At 57.5% G+C, this 14,629-nt stretch carries 10 protein-coding genes; 6 read left to right on the forward strand and 4 right to left on the reverse strand.

Features of this window, described 5'->3' with window-relative positions; translation table 11 throughout:
- Positions 1 to 452: 452 nt before the first annotated feature.
- Positions 453 to 3,059, reverse strand: a complete 2,607-nt coding sequence (locus VB144_10775) for a prolyl oligopeptidase family serine peptidase (protein MEA4884114.1) — start codon at positions 3,057 to 3,059, stop codon at positions 453 to 455.
- A 443-nt stretch (positions 3,060 to 3,502) separates the two neighbouring features.
- Between VB144_10775 and VB144_10780 the strand changes: the two genes are divergently transcribed.
- Positions 3,503 to 4,414, forward strand: a complete 912-nt coding sequence (locus VB144_10780) for an alpha/beta hydrolase (protein ID MEA4884115.1) — start codon at positions 3,503 to 3,505, stop codon at positions 4,412 to 4,414.
- A 44-nt stretch (positions 4,415 to 4,458) separates the two neighbouring features.
- The gene (locus VB144_10785) at positions 4,459 to 5,424 is read left to right on the forward strand and encodes a LysM peptidoglycan-binding domain-containing protein (GenBank protein MEA4884116.1); all 966 of its coding nucleotides are present in this window, start codon (positions 4,459 to 4,461) and stop codon (positions 5,422 to 5,424) included.
- 64 nt (positions 5,425 to 5,488) lie between these two features.
- Here the strand turns inward: VB144_10785 and VB144_10790 are convergent, their stop codons facing one another.
- Complete coding sequence (locus VB144_10790; GenBank protein MEA4884117.1) at positions 5,489 to 6,577, reverse strand: LacI family DNA-binding transcriptional regulator; 1,089 nt, start codon at positions 6,575 to 6,577, stop codon at positions 5,489 to 5,491.
- Positions 6,578 to 6,711: 134 nt separating this feature from the next.
- Positions 6,712 to 8,115 carry an MFS transporter gene (locus VB144_10795; GenBank protein MEA4884118.1) on the reverse strand — a complete coding sequence of 468 codons (1,404 nt, stop codon included), beginning with the start codon at positions 8,113 to 8,115 and terminating at the stop codon, positions 6,712 to 6,714.
- A 184-nt stretch (positions 8,116 to 8,299) separates the two neighbouring features.
- Between VB144_10795 and VB144_10800 the strand changes: the two genes are divergently transcribed.
- The 4 genes from VB144_10800 (at position 8,300) to aroA (ending at position 12,864) form a co-directional block, all read left to right on the forward strand.
- On the forward strand, positions 8,300 to 9,313 hold the full coding sequence (locus VB144_10800; GenBank protein ID MEA4884119.1) for a tripartite tricarboxylate transporter substrate binding protein: 1,014 nt from the start codon (positions 8,300 to 8,302) through the stop codon (positions 9,311 to 9,313).
- A gap of 96 nt (positions 9,314 to 9,409) precedes the next feature.
- Entirely contained in the window at positions 9,410 to 9,928 is a 519-nt protein-coding gene (locus VB144_10805) for a tripartite tricarboxylate transporter TctB family protein (GenBank protein MEA4884120.1), read from the forward strand.
- Between the two features lie 21 nt (positions 9,929 to 9,949).
- Positions 9,950 to 11,458: a tripartite tricarboxylate transporter permease gene (locus VB144_10810; protein ID MEA4884121.1), complete on the forward strand. Its 1,509-nt coding sequence runs from the start codon at positions 9,950 to 9,952 to the stop codon at positions 11,456 to 11,458.
- Between the two features lie 119 nt (positions 11,459 to 11,577).
- Positions 11,578 to 12,864, forward strand: coding sequence for a 3-phosphoshikimate 1-carboxyvinyltransferase (gene aroA, locus VB144_10815; GenBank protein ID MEA4884122.1), 1,287 nt, complete (start codon positions 11,578 to 11,580; stop codon positions 12,862 to 12,864).
- Between the two features lie 53 nt (positions 12,865 to 12,917).
- On the opposite strand, the gene VB144_10820 is transcribed toward aroA, so the two are convergent.
- Positions 12,918 to 14,141 carry an HDOD domain-containing protein gene (locus tag VB144_10820; protein ID MEA4884123.1) on the reverse strand — a complete coding sequence of 408 codons (1,224 nt, stop codon included), beginning with the start codon at positions 14,139 to 14,141 and terminating at the stop codon, positions 12,918 to 12,920.
- Positions 14,142 to 14,629: the final 488 nt, after the last annotated feature.

A 14,629-nucleotide genomic window follows, 5' to 3' on the forward strand; every position in this document is an offset into this window, starting at 1 on the left:
GTCTGTGTCCCATATTCAGCACCCTGACGGCACAGGGTTGAAGGTTTTTTCAGCCGATTAGCAGGCCTGCTAATGGAAATTCATTCCTTTACGGCCTGAATGAGTCGGATAAGGTCTGGAACGGGCGAGTGATCGAGCAACCGGTAAGTCAACTCACCGACAATCTGACGGAACTGGTGTGTGGCCGATCCGGCTAGCGAGCAAATAAGCCTTTAGCTGGTAATTCCCCAAATGCCTGCTTGCCATATGCTACATGCGGAACGTGAGCTATATTGATGACCAGATTCCTTCTATACCTGGAAACTAAATATCGCCGGCAGAACGTCAGCGGATCATGGGCCACAATTTCGCACGAGACCCATTCGATTGCAATTACGAAAGGGAGAGGGCCATGCCCTCTCCCTCTGCAATATGTAGTCAGCAGCAAATGGTCCTTTGCGTTGACTGCCCACTCAGCGGGCGGTTTCCCTAAAGTACCCTTGCGACTCATCAACCTGCCAACGATTGTCGAAGAACCCTGCGGCAAGAAAGCCGCTCCACCCCTTGACCCATGCCTTTTCGCCGTAGATCACGTAGTCTGGCAACGGCGCGGAGGAACGAATGATGTTGACCAACTCGGTCATCTTCAATCCATCGATGGACGTGCCAGCGTTAACCACCACGTATCTCTTAGGATTGAGCGGGTTGGGATATACGAATCTCACCGACAGATTATCGTGGGCGTATGCGTGATTGCCCAGTTCAATGCGTTGCCCATCGATTTTGACAGGGAGCCCTTCACTGATTCTTGTCGTGAAGGAGTTAATGTTTGGGCCTCCAAAGAGAATTAGGTTATAGTTGGCAATGATGTCGTCCGTAACGGCAGTGTCAGGTATTATCCTCGTATAGCCATTTCCCTGTCGCCACCACCGTTGAGCCTGAAGACGAGCCAGGCTAAGCGTAACGTTGGTTTCATCCTCAGATCCCCGGGTGCCATAGACTAAAACGAATGGGCTGAAATAGGCGGCTCGAATTGGGCCAAACATCTCAGGTGTCTTCTCGAACCTAGTGGCAGCCACGCGCCCGAGCGTGAACTTGCCGCCATCTGTGCGATGGAGCGTCACAGGCCCATACTGGCCAAGAGTCATTGGTATGGTTTCCCCGTCCACGACCAAATCCACGATGCCCAGACCAACAAGGCCTTCTTTCAGATCAAGAGTGAACTGCGCGACGTTATCTGTGGATACAGCGATGCGATTGGGCGCGACCGACCTGGCATCTATGATGCTCTCGTGGAACACCTTTGTCTGCTTGTCAATCCAAGCCCAATATGCGCCGTTATTGATCCCAAGATCGGTAGTCTTGTACACGACCCTAGTCGGCACTGGATTACGCGTATGGGTCTTAAGGAAATCCATGAGCTCTGGGTAGTCTACACAAGCTGTTCCTGGGCCTTCCTCATCCCACCAGTGTGGCAATCCAGGCTTTTCGCAGTACTGCACCTCGGACCCAAGCCAACGGAGAGTCTGGACTGCTCGGCGAGCGTGGTCAACAGGCACATCGTCGTCGGCTGAGCCCTGCAGAACATAAGCAGGGAGATTTGCCGCGTTCTCCATTATTGCAAGCGAGTTATTGCCACGTTCAACACTCTGCTGAATGGCTAGGAGTTCAGGGGGCGCAAACGCGCAGTCTTGACGCAGAGAGAATGGAACATAGGTTTCGAAACTGTTCCATCCAGCGCTAGGCGCAATTGCCGCGAACTTGTCAGGGTACTGTAATCCGATGTTCCACGTGCCGTGTCCGCCCATGGAATGCCCAGTTAGCCATACACGGTTTGGGTCGATGCTAAATGCCTTCATCGCCTCGTCCAGCGTTTCAAGGGCATTCAGTCGGCCCCAATCCTGCCAGTCGAAACCGAACTCCCGTCGGTTTGTGGCTGCGACTACGTACGCCCAGTCTTTAGGGGAATAGCATGCTGCCTGCCCCTGACACTCTACACTCGCTCCGTGAAGCGTCAGAATCAGGCCATACTTTGCAGCAGGATCGAAGTTCGCTGGTGGAACTACTGAGAATTTCTGCACCGAACCATCGTTCCTGGAGACAAACGTAGTTGTATAGACCTCCGTTGGCGACTTGGCTGACAGGGTTATGCTCTCTTGCGCCTCAAACCCCTCGGTCCTAAGAGTGATCGCCAACTTCATCTTGCCCTCAGGAGCGTCCTGGTCTGTTATGGCTCTAAGCGTCTTTACCGGAACAGGAACTTTGATGGTCGAAAGCGGCGCCACTCTGCCAAGCCTTGTTGAGGTAGGTGCAAACAGCGCATTATCTGCACTGCCAAGAACCACTTCTACATCAATTTCCTTTTCGGTGCAGTTGATAACTGGCACGCCAATCCAGGCATCGAGACGTGCGCCCAAAATGGCGTCTGGAGCTATCAGATCGCCCATTGCGAATGCTGCGGGTTCGGGAGCAGGCAACACTCGGAATGTAAAGGCTCCCCTTGTTGTTTTCGCAAGGACCTTGTTCACGCCGTCCTTGAGAACTGCGGGAATCAGGACAAACCCGTACCCGTAGGGATTCCCCTCATATTGGATCCCGTTGAGCCAGAATGCTGCTGTGCGATCGGCACGTATGAGAACGCGTTGGTCTCCACAGCTCTCGAATTCCGCGTAACCATAGTTCAAACTCAGGTAGCCTGGGAAACCGTAGCAGGATTCACGCCTATCGAAGTCCACATCAGTGTCAGGGATTGCAACAGATCCATTGGCGTCCGCCACAGCTGCTTTCCATTCGGCCACTCCACCAGGCGTCATGGTGCTTGAGTGCTGCATACCTGCTTCAGGCGCGATATGGAGCTGCCCACCGTGTTCATAGAGCGGATCCACAAAATCCTCACGTTGACCGATGGAAAACGGGCCAACCACGAGCCAGGTCTTGATTGCCAATTCCTCTTCAATCGTAGGCAAGTGCGCGTTCTCAGAAGCGGCTACTACATTTGCAGATGAAGCCAAGCACAACGCCATCACCAATGACACTATGATTGCGAGGCACTGCAGCGAACCGTTCTCTCGTTTGCTCATCCTACTCACCTCTTTATGTATTCGCGGATATGATTGTCGACAACTCACTGATGACCCGTGCGGCGCCTTGAATCCTGCCACGCAGCAGGGCCTTCGCTTCTTCAAAATACTCTATCGAAAACTGCGGCGCGGCGACAAAAGTGCCTCTCTCAGTGTGGCAACTCCGATCATAGTGCCTGTTAAAACAGGTGTGTAAACGCGCTAATGTGCTTGACTGATTGTTCTGTATTGAAGACCGGATTCCTTCTATACAAGGGGAAATAGATCTTTCCGGTAGAACGTCAGTGGATGGTCCGCGATTTCTCCCCGGGAGGTCTCCAGACGAAGCCCATCCCCACGTGCTGCGGGAGGGTTCTTGTCGCGGGAGGCGAATAAGATTAAGTCAGCGACGAAACTGCGAAGAAGCAGACGGTCCCTGCGAGTCATGGGTGAGGAGGACGGCTATGCAGGCAGTGCATTTCGGCCTCGTCTTGGGCGTGCTTGCACTGATAGGTGTGGCGTACGGAATCGGAGATAGCTATGTGATGAGGCGTCTGTTCGATGTCCGCGGGACCACCGAAGGCGACGCGTTCGACTACATGGAGAAAAACGAATTGTACACCCGGGCTCAGTTCGATGCGCTTCACAAGGAAGAGATCACGATCACCAGCGCCGATGGGTTGAGACTTCATGCCTTCTACATCGAGCCCTATCCCGAATCCAAGAAGGTCGTCATCGTCATGCATGGATATGCCGCGCTCTTCACACACAACCTTCCTCAGGCTGAGATGTTCATTGAACAGGGCTGCAACGTGCTCCTTGTGAGCCAGCGCGCGCAGGGGCGAAGTGAGGGCAGGTATGTCACGTTCGGGTATCGAGAGAAGGATGACCTGGACCAATGGGTTGAATGGGCAGCGCATAGGAAGGGCAACGGTGTGACGATCGGGCTGTTCGGGCAGTCGATGGGCGGAGCAACGGTGCTGGAGTATGCGAGCATGAACAGGCGCGCTCAGTTTATCATCGCTGACTGTCCGTATTCCGACATGACCGATCTGATGAGAAGGCAGTTCGCGAAGAGGCATCTCCCGCCTGGGATCGCTGTCTCGTTTGTCAACTTCGTGATGCAGCGCAGGCTCGGCTTCCGGATGAGTGACGTGTCGCCCATTCGGAGTGTGCGCGGCGCTGCTGTGCCGATTCTCTGGATTCACGGAGGAGAAGACCACCTGATCCCGGCGTCGATGAGCCAGGCGATGTACGACGTGAAACAGGGGAAGAAGCGGATCTGGATCGTTCCTGGCGCGAAACACGCTGACATGTACGCTCTGCAGCCGGAGGAATACAGGGAAGTAGTGCGCGAATTCCTGGCAGGGATCTAGCTGCCCGGCCTCGCTCAGTTGGAAGTTCATGATCAGTCAGATAGATGGGGCGGGGTCATCCGCGCCGTCTGACACGACGAAGGCGTTTACGGGGGGCGAAAAACCTGGGCAAGGAGTACCGTGAGCCGTCATCTGCCAGGCCTGAGTCAGGCGCCGATGGTGACGGTTCTTTTTCCAGTGAGGCGTATGATGCGGGGCTTGAGGCTGTGCGGTCTGGCAACCTCACGCGAGCTCTTCGCATGCTGCGCACCGCGGCAAATGCGCGGCCGGACATGGTCGAGGCGTGGGTGGAGATGGGACGGATCCACGCGCAGATGGGTGAGCATGGCCGTGCGGTGAAGTGTTGGAAGCGTGCGCTTGCTATCGATCCGAGCAATACTGCGTCGAAGGCTGGGATTGCCAGAGCCAACCGGATACGGGTCTCATCCCGCAAACCGCGCGTCTTTGCTAGGGCACTCGTGATTCTGGCAGGCTGCCTGCTGGTCATCCTGGCGGTAGTCTGGCTGAGGGGCTCAATCGCGCGACGCTCCGCGCGGGCGCCGATCGCACCCAAATCTACGGCGCCTGGGATGCCCGCGGTGACCTCGGCGCCTGCGGCTTCTGCAGTGACTGGGGCGCCCGACGGCGCGGATGCGTCTGCTGTTGCCACGTCCATGAGGGGAGTGCTGGATGCGCTGGATCCTGCGGTATTCCGGGGCATAACGATTACGGCCTCTAGAGGCATTGTGAAAGTATCTGGCGCGGTGCCGAGCGACTCAGATTTGGCTGCCCTCCGGGGCGTTGCCGCTGCCATGCTCGGTGGAGTCCGCATAGACTTGTCGGCCGTGGGGAGCGAGGGCGCTGTGCTCCATACGGTTCATAAAGGCGATACCCTATGGCTCATCGCACAGCGCTACTACGGTGATGGGCGGCGTTGGCCTGAGATACTCCGGCGAAACCCGGCCCTAAAGAGCGATCCGAATGGGCTTCGAGTGGGAGACGAAGTGGTTGTTCCGAACGTGGCTCGCTGAAGGTTAGGATCCTGGAGACAAGCGGGTCACTGTTGGCCTCGGCGGCAACTGAAGGGGATCCCGTCTAGTCCCCCAAGGTCGTCCTATGGATGGTGGAGCCTCTAATCACGAGTTGCGTCCCGACTACCTCGTCGTCTGGCGCCTCTCCCGCGATCATTCTGTCTAGCATGACAACTGACCGCTGTCCAATCCCGAAATCGTCCTGATGCACAGAAGTGAGGTCTGGGGCGGTTAGCGGCGCGGCGATGCCGTCGTCATAGCCGATCACGGAGACGTCCTCTGGAACTCTGATTCCCTGATGCCTCAGGAAGCTGAGCGCGCCGGCGGCAACGAGGTCGTTGGCTGCGAGAATGGCGTGCACAGGCACGAGCCTGGCCGTGAGCTCCCGCGCCGCTTCGAAACCAGCCCGGAAATCGTAGCCAGACATGACTACTAGGTCAAGATCTAGAGGGATCCCCTCTTCAAGCAGCGCCTTCTTGTAACCGGTGAATCGGTCTAGTGTGGAAAAGGCGCCAGCACGGGGTTGGAGTGATGCTTCGTCGATCTCCTGTGCTGTACATGGAGGCTTCCAGAATCCAGCGAGAAAGGCCACCCGCTGGCGTCCCAGTTTCAGAAGGTATTTCGTGGCCGTGTAGGCGCCCTGCACATTGTCGGTGTACACGTGTGGGCATCCGGCAACTACCGATCGCCGGGCTGCAATCACAGTTGGAAAACCCTCCACGAACCCGGCCTCAGGCTCCGGAGTGGGCGCCGTAACGGGTGAGAACACGAGCCCGTCAATGTATAGCTCGGCGAACTGGGCCAGAATGCTCTCTTCCACGCTAATGTCGCGCTCGGAGGAGGCGACGATCACCTGCTGGTTGTGCTTTCTGGCCTCATGCAGCGCCCCTGCCACGATGGAGGCGAAGAAAGGAGACGTAATGTCGGGCACAATGATCCCGATCGTCTGCATGGATTGGCCCTTCATAGCTTTTGCGGCTAGATTGGGCCTATAGCTGAGCCTCCCGGCAGCTTCCATGACCTTTCTGTGCAACTCCGGCCCAACGGGGCGCGATCCGCTCAGTACCCGCGAGACCGTGGAAATAGAAACCCCCGCCGCAGCGGCGATGTCGGTTATCGTCACTCTCCTGGCCTGAGACGAGTGCTTGCCCATGGTACGCCCCCAATCAGTTCGTTGTGGCCTTCCTGCTGCTCACATCGGCTGCGTGTTGCGAGAGTATCATGATGAACTGGTTACTGCGGTGCATGGAGCACAGCGATGTGTGCACCACTACGGTTGGCCGATAGTCACGATTCCGGGTCGAATCCCCTCAGGGTCAGCAGGGCGAGCTGGCTTGCCAGTACTATAGTTCCGACCATGCCGAATATCCTGAGAAAGGCCTCCGGGGCATATGCGCCCGCGGTTGCCCCCGAGAAGCGCGACAGAAGAACTCCAGTGCCCCACTGAAAGAGAATTACGCAGGTGAAAGTGAGCATGTTCATGGCTCCGAACAACGCTCCACCACGGCCTCGTGCTGCGACGTCGTTAACGCCAGCCGTAAGATGAGTATAGCATACTCCAGCGCTCACCCCGAGCAATAGGCCAATCATGCCTGTCGCTGCCATGGGCCAGCGCGCCCACATGCCCAACCACAGTGCCGCCCAAAATGAGGCGTAGAAAAGGCTCGACACAGAAATGGCCGACCGGCGCATTGACGATGGCCCAGCCACCTGTGCTCCGATCCAATTCCCGGCCATCACGCCGATGCCGATCATCGTCGCCCAGGCCCTGGCTGAGGCGCCTGACGCCCCGTAGGCGACCTCTGCCCATGTCACTGCCCACAAACCCTGAAGGGACATGAGCGCGCCGAACGAGATTGTCCATATCGCACTCATGGAGCGCAACTGAACTGATTGCACTATCTTCCCAAATGCTTCTGTGAGCTGTGAAAGCAGTCCACCCGAGTTGCCCAGGCGGCCCGAGTCATCCGAGTGGCCCGAGTCATCCGAGTGGCCAGAGCCTCCGGTGTTGCCAGCGCTGCCTGCCCTGCCTCTGCACTGAAGGGTTCGCCCGTATCGAGGATCGTGGCGGCGCATCATGCAGAGGGATGCGCTTAGGGCCACTGTGAGAACGACGAGCGTCAGGAAAACGGGGCGACTCCCCCAGGCGTCGATGGCTGCTCCGAGTGGAGCCACTGAAGCGACGGATCCCAGATTGCCAATGGCATAGGTAAGGCCTGAGAAGAACGCATACCTGTCAGGCGGAAAGCAGTCTGCCTGGTAAACAAGGGCTCCCGAGAGCATGGGAGCTAGACCAAGCCCGAATAGGATTCGGCCCGCCGCGAGCTGTGCAGGGTGGGTCGCGAAAGCGAACATCAGCGCGCCAGCGCCAGCTATAAGCAGTCCCACGGCAACTACTCGCAGTGGCCCGAACCGGTCATTCAGCGCGCCACTCACAGGCTGCATGACGGCGTAGGCATAGAAGTACAGGCTAGATATGAAGCCAGTAAGCGCTGAACTCATGCGCCATTCAAGTGCGAAGTGAGGAAGAACCACGGATGCGGATACTCTGAAGAAGTAAGAAAAGAAATATGCCGAGATCAGCAGGGCAAAGACAACGTAGATCGAGGGCGCAAGTTTGGCGGCGCCCGAATCAGTTGTCCGATCTGCTCCAGTCCTGGGATCGGTTTGCCGCGGATATGTGGCAAGCATTTGCTCAACCATCCTCCAAAAGTACGAATGTGGGATACTACGGTCCAATGATCAGCTCAAAGTATAGTTGGTTTTGCCGCCATGTGCAAGCAATTTTCCCACGACTCATTGACATTAGAACAAGTAACCAGTAGAATCGTAATTGGAGCACTTGGAAAACGTTTGCCGAGGAGGAGGGCGAGACATGTCTAGAACCTTGAGAGGCATACTTAGCGCAGTGCTTGTGGGAATGGTTGGATTAGCATCTGTGGTTTCTGTATCGGCTGCTGACTTCCCAAAGTCGGGCATAACCCTCGTGGTGCCATGGAGCGCGGGAGGAATCACCGATCGCGTGGCGCGGGTGTTCGCGCCGCTGTGGGCAAGGGAGCTTAAGCAGTCTGTCACCATCCTGAACCAGCCGGGCGCGTCGGGGGCCATCGGAACGGATTCCGCCTACGGCCGAGCTGCAGATGGGTACAACGTAATCCTCTCCGCTGAGACGCCTGGCATCTTCCAGACCATGGGCCTGAGCAAGCTCAGTTTTGAGGATTTCGATCCAATCATGATGATGGTCAAGGACACCAAAGTTCTGGTCGTTCCCGCGAAATCGTCCTACCACACAATCGATGACCTTATCCGCGACGTGAAGGCGCGTCCTGGCAAGGTCCGAATGTCCTACTCTGGCCCTGGCGCCAGCGGTCACATTCAGGGGCTTCTTCTGAAGAAGGCAGGCATGGACATCTCGATGACTCCGTTCGGCGGTGGAAGCGAGTCGCTTCTGGCTACCATAGGCGGACAGGTCGACTTCACCTTTGCCAACACCATTACCGTCGTGGATTACGTGAAGAGCGGGCAGCTTCGAGCTCTTGCCGTCCATTCGGATGAGCCCGCGCCGCTGTTTCCCGATGCGCCGCCCATCACCAAGGCTCTTCCATCTCTGAAACCGTACATCCACATCTACTTCCCAAGCTACCTGCTGGTGAAGAAGGGCACTCCAGCACAGGTCAAGAAGATCCTGACAGACACTGCCCTAGCAGCGAGCCGATCCAAAGAGTGGATAGAGTTTACCGATAGCAACGACTACACCAGGCTTCATAGCAAGACCCAAGAGCAGATAGCGGCCTACTGCAAGGACTGGACGAGCCAAGTGTCGTGGCTGCTCTACGACGCAGGAGCTGCAAAGTACAGCCCGGCTGATTTCCAGATTCCCAGGCCATAACGCCATAACGCGATGGATCGCGGGGGAGTCGAGCGCGCGGACTCGCGCAATCTCGGCTCCCCATTCTACAGATGCACAGGTGAGGAGGTCTCTTCGGTGAGACGTTCTAGTGCTGCTATAGACCTGATGGAAGGAGTAGTGTTCGGGGCCATTGCCCTGGCGGTGCTCCTATACTCACGCAGCCTCAGTGGGATTCTCGGCTTGTCCATGTCTCCCGGTCTTTTCCCTGCAGTGTCTGCAGTAGCGCTCCTGTTCGTATCGGTTCTTCTCATAGCTGAGGGTGCGAGGGCTGGAAAGGCCGGCCCACGGATGACTAGCGGCGAGGGTGCAAGCAGCGCCTCTGGCGCCGACGGATCTGCGCAAGGATCCGCGGCCGGGGTTAGTCCTAGCGAGACAATGGACTGGAAGGGCATAGTCATCGTATTCGTGACGTCCCTGATTTATGTGTGGCTCATACCTCGCATCAGCTTTACCTGGGCGTCCGTGTTGTACCTATTCGCATTTCTCTATGAGATGGGCGAGCGCCGCTGGACGATGATGGCAGTGGTAGCGCTCGGGTCTCCGTGGGTGTTGTACTTTATCTTCTCTGTTCTGCTGAAGGTGGCTTTGCCCTAGCGCTCAAAGGGAGTGAGTGAAGTGGTAGGCGCAGTACTCGCGCAGCTTGATCTCCAGTTCTTTCTGATGGTCCTGGCGGGTTCGACCGCTGGTCTGTTGGTCGGCGCAATCCCCGGACTCTCAGTCACAATGGCCACAGCTATCTTGGTTTCGATTACTTACGGGTGGCCCATGAAGACTGCTCTTGCACTGATAATGGGCGTGTATGTGTCGGGTGTATTCGGGGGAGCGGTATCCGCCATCCTAATAAACATCCCTGGGGCGCCATCCTCCATCGCGACTACGCTCGATGGTTTCCCCATGGCGCAGAAGGGCGAAGCCTCGAAGGCGCTATGGGCGGCCACATCTCAGTCCTTCGTCGGCACTTTGATAGGACTTCTCATACTCGCTCTGGTTGCCAAGCCCATGACCCGCATTGCGTTGGCATTCACGCCAACTGACTATTTCCTACTGGCGGTATTCGGGCTTACTACAGTGGGATCACTCACGTCGAAGAGTTTCACCAAGGGCCTGATCAGTGCCGTCTTTGGAGTGCTTGTCAGCATGGTGGGCATCGACCCGATCATGGGCACTCCAAGGTTCACATTCGGGTCCACGCAGTTGATGGGAGGCATCGGTCTAGTCGCTGCACTGATCGGGCTATTCGGCTTCGCCGAGGTGCTCACACAGATTGGCCAGCGCAACCTGACTCCGATTTCGGCGACAGCTGGGCGGATGAAGGTCGACTTCAGAGAGACGTTTAAGCACTTTCCACTTTCCTTTAGGGCGTCCATTATAGGAACGTTCATTGGAGCTCTGCCTGGAGTGGGCGGTCCTGTGGCGTCGCTGTTGGCGTATGACCACGCGCGCAAGACGGTGAAGAAACCCTCTCGCCCGTTCGGCGAAGGAGCGGTGGAAGGCATAGTCGCGAGCGAGTCCGCGAACAATGCCTGCATCGGAGGCGCGCTCATACCCATGCTGACTCTGGCTATACCAGGAGACGCGGTTACGGCCGTGATCCTGTCCGCCTTCTATGTGCACGGACTGAGGCCTGGCCCCTTGCTCTTCACTGAGACTCCTGACCTGTTCTACACGATATTGGCTGCTGGGTTCGTTGGAGCCTTCGTAATGCTACTGCTTGGAATCGTGTTCTCGCCGCTTCTGTGCAAGGTAGTGCTGGTGCCCAAGCGCATTCTGCTGCCGGTGGTGGGGGTGCTGTGCGTGATAGGCTCATATGCCGTGAACGCTAGCATGTTCGATGTGCTCGTCATGCTCATATTCGGCTTGCTCGGGTTCGCAATGCGCGAGCGCGGATACGCAGTCGCCCCCATGGTGCTTGGAATCGTGCTTGGGCCACTGATGGATAGCAACTTCCGCAGGGCGGTGTCTCTTGCTTCCTCAGGCGATAACATGCTAGTGTCGATGTTCGCTCATCCCATAACCCTCGTGCTGCTGGCGCTGATCGTAATCTCTGTCCTTTCCGGGATTCCAGCAGTGACAAGGCTGTTCAACAGAAAAGAAGCAACGGGCAAGAGAGCTACGGCCAATTGAATCCGTGGCGCCTGGCGGATAGCATCGATAGGCGCCGAGTAGGCGCCGAGTAGGCGCAGATTGCGCGGTCCGCACAACGCGCCACTTGTGCAACACGACGCGGCTAGGAGGCGTTTATGATGAAGGCAATAGTGAGGCCCGGATCCATGGCCGGACGCCTGACTGTCCCTGGATCCAAGAGCCACACCATACGAGCGGTGTGCATTGCGGCGATGGCTGAGGGCAGATCGGCTATTGGGAATCCGTTGGCTAGCCGGGATGGCGCTGCCGCAGTTGAGGCCTGCCGTGCCTTGGGAGCGAAGATCGAGATGGCTGAGGGTGTTTGGCACGTGGAAGGGACCGGAGGACGCCTTCACACTCCCGACAACATAATAGATTGCGCCAACTCCGGCACCACCCTGTATTTCGTCACAGCGATGGCTGCCACCCTCCCCACCTGGGCGGTGATAACAGGCGACGAGCAGATCCGAGCGCGGCCAATACTGCCACTCTTGGAGCAACTGAGAAACCTGGGCGCCGAGGCGTTTACTACCAGAGGCACAACGCCCCCACCTGCGATCGTGCGCGGACCGCTGAAATCTGGGACTGTGCGTTTCGACGGCAGGTTCTCGCAGTATGTGTCGTCAGTCCTGCTGGCGGCGCCACTTGCGGATGGCACAGTGAGGATCGAGGTAGCCGATCCTAAGGAGAGACCGTATCTGAAGATGACCGTGGATTGGATGACAGCCCATGGCATCCAGGTTCACTATGATAGGGCAAACTATCGCAGTTTTGAGGTTACCGGACCCCAGGCATATCAGGCGGTCAACGAGGCCATTCCAAGTGATTGGGAGTCAGTAGCCTTCCCGCTTGTCGCTTCAGTCATCACAGGCTCGACTTTGGTCATTGAGGATGTGGATGTGTCGGGAGGCCAAGGAGACGCCGCCATAGTGGACGTGTTGCAGAGAATGGGCGCCAACCTCAAACTTGACGCGGAGAAGAAGACGTTGACTGTGGAGCAATCCGGGAAACTTCAGGGCGTCACGATCAACTGCTCGGATATCCCTGATGCGGCGCCCATTCTTGCAGTGGCTGGGTGTTTCGGCCGGAGCCCTATGCGCCTCGAAGGGCTTGAGATGGTGCGGGCCAAGGAAACCGATCGGGTCGCCGTAATGAAAGAGGAGATCGCCAAGATGGGTGGGCGCGTGGAAGACACCCATGACACTATGACGATCTACCCTGCCGCACTCCGTGGGGCCATCGTGGCGAGCCATGGAGACCACCGGGTGGCCATGGCTCTGGCCGTTGCCGGGCTTGCCGCCGAGGGGCAGACAACGGTCACCGATGCGGAATGCCACGATATCTCGTATCCCGGTTTCTTTGAATCCATGAACAAGCTCGGGGCGGGCTTCGTTCTCGAATACTAGCCATGGGGCTTGCAGGGCAGCTGAGTTGGCCGCCATTAGGTCTGTTCTCGAATTCAGTCCGTGGATGTGGTAAGCATGTTGGCCCACTCCACGGACTGTTCGTACATTTGAGGCAGAGTCGACAGATCGATACCCTGCTCGCTGCATAGGCGCTCCACGTCGGCCCAAGCCCCATTGCAGTAGCTTACCGCCAGCATGTGGACGGGTGTGAGCGGGCTGTCATCGCCCACGAGGGACGCACGAACATCCCGGGGCAGAGGGAGGTCTGAAATGACTTCCGCCATGGGCTTTTTCAGGATAGCATCGATGACGGAGAACAGACCTGTCAGGAAGAGCTCAGAGGCGCGGTCGGCGATGCCGGCGGCGGGGGCCAGCAGCTCAGCGAACTTGGCTCTAGATGCTGCAACGGCGAGGAGTGCGTCGGGAACGTCATCAATCACGCTAGCCAGGGTGAGAAGGGATATCCACCGTCTGAGTTCCTTGAGGCCGAGCATGGCAATGGCGCGCCGAATCGACGTGATCCTGTATCTGAGACCGTATGCAGCCGAGTTGATGATCCGCAGGATGCGATACGAGAGGGCAAGATCATGGGAGATGGCCTCGGCAATCCTGCCGAAATCGGGATCTGCAAGGTTGATCTCTGTGATTAGTCTGACGCTGTTGATCTGTGCAGGCGATACGTCGCGGCCTGCCCGCACCTCAGGACGGCTGAAGAAATAGCCCTGGAACAGCGAATATCCTGCCGCGAGGGCGGAGTTGAAGACGGCGCGGTTTTCCACCTTCTCAGCGACCATAGTGTGACCGGTCGAGATGAGCGAATTCGCTATATGCCGTTTTTGTTCGGGTGTGGTTTGCAGGAAGTCGACCTTGACGATGTTGGCACGGGCCAGGAACTGATCAACGCCATTGCGGGGTTGCCCTGCGAAATCGTCGAGAGCGACACTGAACCCCATGTTCCTCAGGCTATCTAGTGCGGTCAGTACTGGTTCCGAGGGACGGACGGACTCAAGGATCTCAACAACTACTAGTCCGGGAGGGAAGAGGGCAGGAATCCCCTCCTGAATCAGGTTCTCCGTGAAGTTCACGAATGCCGGCTTTCCGCCAGTGAGCCTATCGATCCCGATGGCTAGGAAGGAGTTGACTAGGACAGATAGGGAGGCTCGGTCGTGATCGCTGCAAGCGAACACGTTCTCAAGCCCGGATCTGAAGAGTAGCTCGTAGCCGAAGATCCTGCCTCTGCGATCCAGGATGGGCTGGCGCGCGACGTAGATCTGCATAGCGAATCCTCCTTCCCTGCATGGGCCGAACCTGATAGTTCCGCTAAGGGGGACTAGCGTATGAGCTGAGGATCTGTGCGCGTCGGGACTCCCCGACCTCGACTGAGAGTAGTGCGTCTGTGCCGTGCTGTCTGTGCGTGTCGTGGGTGCTGTGATGCAGTTCGATGTTTTTCGAAGACTTCGCCGTTCTGCTCGGAAGTCCTGTTCGTCATGGATGTCGACTTCTCCAGGATCAACCCTGTAGCAGGCCCAGTCCTCGTTTCAGGTGCAGAGCCTGGTGATCCGCTCAGGGCGAAGGTCATCAGCTTCATGGAAGAATCATCGCAGTGGGGACGCCGTGACGTCCGCACCGCGTGAGACGCGCACGACGTGAGACGCGCACGACGTGAGACGCGCACGACGTGAGATGCGCACGACGTGAGACGCGCACGACGTGAGACGCGCACGACGTGAGATGCGCACGACGTGAGAGGCGCACGACGTGAGAC

It is taken from the genome of Clostridia bacterium, assembly GCA_034926675.1.
Lineage (GTDB): Bacteria > Bacillota > DTU025 > DTU025 > DTU025 > JAYFQW01.

Coding starts and splice junctions, on each gene's coding strand:
- VB144_10775 (MEA4884114.1), bottom strand. CDS start 3,059: ATGAGCAAACGAGAGAACGGTTCGCTGCAGTGCCTCGCAATCATAGTG.
- VB144_10780 (MEA4884115.1), top strand. CDS start 3,503: ATGCAGGCAGTGCATTTCGGCCTCGTCTTGGGCGTGCTTGCACTGATA.
- VB144_10785 (MEA4884116.1), top strand. CDS start 4,459: ATGGGGCGGGGTCATCCGCGCCGTCTGACACGACGAAGGCGTTTACGG.
- VB144_10790 (MEA4884117.1), bottom strand. CDS start 6,577: ATGGGCAAGCACTCGTCTCAGGCCAGGAGAGTGACGATAACCGACATC.
- VB144_10795 (MEA4884118.1), bottom strand. CDS start 8,115: ATGCTTGCCACATATCCGCGGCAAACCGATCCCAGGACTGGAGCAGAT.
- VB144_10800 (MEA4884119.1), top strand. CDS start 8,300: ATGTCTAGAACCTTGAGAGGCATACTTAGCGCAGTGCTTGTGGGAATG.
- aroA (MEA4884122.1), top strand. CDS start 11,578: ATGAAGGCAATAGTGAGGCCCGGATCCATGGCCGGACGCCTGACTGTC.
- VB144_10820 (MEA4884123.1), bottom strand. CDS start 14,141: ATGCAGATCTACGTCGCGCGCCAGCCCATCCTGGATCGCAGAGGCAGG.